The sequence below is a fragment of the Megasphaera sp. DJF_B143 genome (assembly GCF_900320625.1).
GTDB lineage: Bacteria > Bacillota > Negativicutes > Veillonellales > Megasphaeraceae > Megasphaera > Megasphaera hexanoica.
Genome location: NZ_ONTA01000264.1, coordinates 1 through 3,502 on the forward strand (window position 1 = coordinate 1; position 3,502 = coordinate 3,502).

The following is a 3,502-nucleotide window of genomic DNA, read 5'->3' on the forward strand; positions in this document are numbered from 1 at the left end:
CGTTATGCGCTGGTATGCCCAGGAACTGGGATATGGTGATGATGTCGATTTCTGGGGCCTCGTAGGACTGCTTCATGATATTGATTTTGAAAAATATCCGGAACAGCATTGCAAGAAAGCACCGGAACTCCTGGCTGAAATCCATGCCGATGATAAACTCATCCACGGCGTCGTCAGTCATGGATATGGCCTGACGGTCGATGTCAAACCGGAACATATGATGGAAAAGGTACTCTATGCTGCGGATGAACTGACAGGCCTAATCTGGGCAGCTGCCAAGATGCGCCCATCGAAAAGCACTAAAGATATGGAAGTCAAGAGCCTGAAAAAGAAATTCAAGGACAAACGGTTTGCCGCCGGTTGCTCCCGGGACGTCATCAAAAACGGTGCAGAAATGCTGGGCTGGGATTTGAATGACCTTTTTGAAAAGACGATTCTGGCTATGCGTTCCTGTGAAGATTCGGCACGGAAAGAATGCCTGGAACTGACAGGAGTAGAAGAATAACTATCGTTTATGAATAGGGAGGAGATTGTCTGATGCCACGGCATCGGCAGTCTCTTTTTTATTCACTGTAATCCGGTACAGGCAGTGTCTTCAGGAAGTAGTATGAAGGCAGGGTTGCCAGTTGTTTGTCTTTTTCACAATCTTCATCAAAAATAGCAAAGAAAGAGGCCCGCACGTTTACGTTTTCCAACACGTTATGGATGGCAATAAAGGTTTTTCCCGTACTCGATACGTCGTCGAGGACCAGGACTTGTTTCCCCGCCATCATCCGGGCCTTGTCTTCTGTCAGATAGAGGTGTTCCGGCCTGTTATGCGTACGGGACTGGTAGGTTCCGCTCCAGAAGGGACGCTGCTCTTCATCGGCAGACAAGGATTTACGGAGCATGATGACCTGGCAGCCGTTCATGAAAGCCAGCTGTGTTGCCAGGGTAATGCAGCGGCATTCCGGTGTCACGATGATATCAATATGATTGCTGATATTGTGATTCATGTAACGGTTAGCTTCCACTGCCGCATCGTACATTAAATATGGATTATGTATAAAATCGACTTTTACCAGGCTGATGCCGCCGGCTCCCGGGCAGACGGGCAGCGTATATGCGTGATGATTAAATTCTACTTGATATGTTGATTCTGATGCATAGACCATATTTTATCACCTCCTGGAGAATTCTATATTCAGTATACATTTTTTTTAATAATTATGCCATAGAAATGATAAATTTGTGGCATTTATTTTCTATATGTCCTATAATAAAAATATGCTATGACAATTGCTGGCATAGATGTAATATACTGCTGCGGAAAGGACCGTATGAAACAAAAAAAAATTTTTGGATTTGATTATACAAACAACGAATACATGAAATTGTTCATGTATCTTCTTGTCGGCGGCAGTGCAGCTCTCTTGGAATGGGGCCTTTTTTATTTGATTTTTCAGGTACTGACAGGAGCATCCATGTTTCCTCTGCAGACGCAGAATGTATTGGTGGCGACGACACTGGCTTTTGCCTTTTCGACGTTGTACCATTATATTCTCTGTAACGTCTTCGTGTTCGATAGTGGCAGCCGTTATCAGCGCGGTGCAGAAATTTCTCTCGTATTCCTCGTCAGTGTCATCGGGTTGGGATGGAATCTGCTCCTCATGTGGATTTTTACATCGCCATCTATTTTGGGACTGCCGCCGCTCCCGGCAAAGATCATGGCCAGTGCTATTGTAACCGTATGGAATTATTTGTCACGAAAAAAATGGATTTTCAAATAAAAAGGGGATGGGGTTATGGAAAAAAATCAGCGTGTACTGGATATCCTGAAAGAAATGATTGCCATTGACAGCGAAACGAATACGGAAAAAGAAGTCGATATGGAAAAATATCTGCAGAAAAAACTGTCTTCCATGGGGGAAATCGTAAGAGTCAGCCTCATGCGCGTTCCCAACGATCCGGCCGGCCGGTCTGTCGTCTGCGGGTTTATACCGGGGCGGAAAAAGGATACGGTCATTTTCCTCAATCATCATGATGTCGTCGGTACGGAAGCGTATGGCATTTTGCGGGATGACGCTTTTTCTCCGGAAAAACTTCTGCAGGAACTGATACAGTTCGAAAAAGACGAATCCGTCCTTTCCGATTTAAAGAGCGGAGAATGGATGGTCGGACGCGGTTCCTGCGATATGAAAGGCGGAGCGGCTGCCCAGCTGGCTGTTTTCGAAGAATATGCTGCCCAGGGTGGTGGTGAAGCCGGCCTGCTTTTTGTCTCCCTGCCTGACGAAGAATCATATTCGACGGGAATGCGGACAGCCGTTCCGGTATTGAAAGATCTGCGTGATACGTATGGGCTCATTTACCGCGTTCTCATCAATAGTGAACCTAACGAAAAGAAAAATGGGAAAATCGTGGCATTTACCGGGTCGGTAGGAAAGCTCCTGCCTGTCGTCATCGTACAGGGAAAATCGGTCCATGTCGGCAATTATCAGCAGGGAATCAATCCACTGGGGGTATTGTCCCGGATCGTGGCGGAAACGGAAGGCGATGCGTCTCTGGCCGATACTTGTGGTGACGAAATGACGCCGCCGCCAGCCTGGATTTTCCAGCGGGACCGCAAGGATAAATACGATGTATCCCTGCCACAGCGTGCTGCAGGCTGTGCTAATTTCATGACTTATACGAAGACGCCGGAAGATGTCATGTATCTGTTGCGAAATGTGGCGCAAAAAGCCGTTTCCGATGCTTTGAGCCATGTCAGTCCCGCCCTTTCAATGGAAGTCATGACCAGTGCCGAACTACTGAAACAGGCAGAAGATTACCCGGGATTCGATGTATTCTATGAAAATGCCAAAAATAACAGCTTTATCCGATTACAAAAAGGTGAAACGTCTTATGCCCAGGAAACGATACGCCTTCTGGAAGCGGTCCTCGATTTTACCGGCATGAATCAGCCTATGGTCGTCATTGCCTTTGCACCGCCTTATTACCCTGCGGCAGACAGCCTGATTCTTCATGACACGCGGTATGACGGGCTTCGGCAGATTATCGGCGAGATGACCGATGTTCGCTATGATCATTATTTTAATGGTGTCTCCGACTGCAGCTACTGCTGTGTCAATCCGGACATGGATGAATCCCTGCTGGAACATAATCTGCCGCTGTGGGGGAAATCCTATGGATTTGATTTCGGCGCCATGGAAGAAATGCAGATTCCCTTCCTTCTTCTCGGCCCCTGGGGCAAAGACCTGCATGAACGGACTGAACGGGTCAATATAGACAGTGTATCCTCCCGTCTGCCTAATGTATTGCGTAAGGTTATAATGTATGTAGGAGATACAGCGGAATAGAGCAAATCGTAATTCCTTTTTATCGTACTTTCTAGAAATTGTAACAAAGTTGTAACAATTAAGTGGTAGTATAAAGACGTACAAAGGTCCGTAATGATTTTTTATTAGAAATTGTTATGAATCAATGATGCATTTATTTATGAAAGCGTGGGATACTTATGATGAAA

At 46.1% G+C, this 3,502-nt stretch carries 4 protein-coding genes; 3 read left to right on the top strand and 1 reads right to left on the bottom strand.

What is annotated here, in order from left to right; translation table 11 throughout:
* The coding region (locus tag DBO31_RS07765; RefSeq protein WP_150824860.1) for a hydrolase at positions 1-505 on the top strand (505 nt) is incomplete at its 5' end.
* A gap of 58 nt (positions 506-563) precedes the next feature.
* Here the strand turns inward: DBO31_RS07765 and DBO31_RS07770 are convergent.
* Positions 564-1,154: a phosphoribosyltransferase family protein gene (locus DBO31_RS07770; RefSeq protein ID WP_059076206.1), complete on the bottom strand. Its 591-nt coding sequence runs from the start codon at positions 1,152-1,154 to the stop codon at positions 564-566.
* 165 nt (positions 1,155-1,319) lie between these two features.
* On the opposite strand from DBO31_RS07770, the gene DBO31_RS07775 reads away from it, so the two are divergent.
* Positions 1,320-1,769 carry a GtrA family protein gene (locus tag DBO31_RS07775; RefSeq protein WP_059076205.1) on the top strand — a complete coding sequence of 150 codons (450 nt, stop codon included), beginning with the start codon at positions 1,320-1,322 and terminating at the stop codon, positions 1,767-1,769.
* A gap of 15 nt (positions 1,770-1,784) precedes the next feature.
* Positions 1,785-3,335 carry a M20/M25/M40 family metallo-hydrolase gene (locus DBO31_RS07780; RefSeq protein WP_150824861.1) on the top strand — a complete coding sequence of 517 codons (1,551 nt, stop codon included), beginning with the start codon at positions 1,785-1,787 and terminating at the stop codon, positions 3,333-3,335.
* Positions 3,336-3,502: the final 167 nt, after the last annotated feature.

Excerpts from the sequence above, each read along its gene's own strand:
- DBO31_RS07770 (WP_059076206.1), bottom strand. The coding sequence starts at position 1,154 with ATGGTCTATGCATCAGAATCAACATATCAAGTAGAATTTAATCATCAC.
- DBO31_RS07780 (WP_150824861.1), top strand. The coding sequence starts at position 1,785 with ATGGAAAAAAATCAGCGTGTACTGGATATCCTGAAAGAAATGATTGCC.
- DBO31_RS07775 (WP_059076205.1), top strand. The coding sequence starts at position 1,320 with ATGAAACAAAAAAAAATTTTTGGATTTGATTATACAAACAACGAATAC.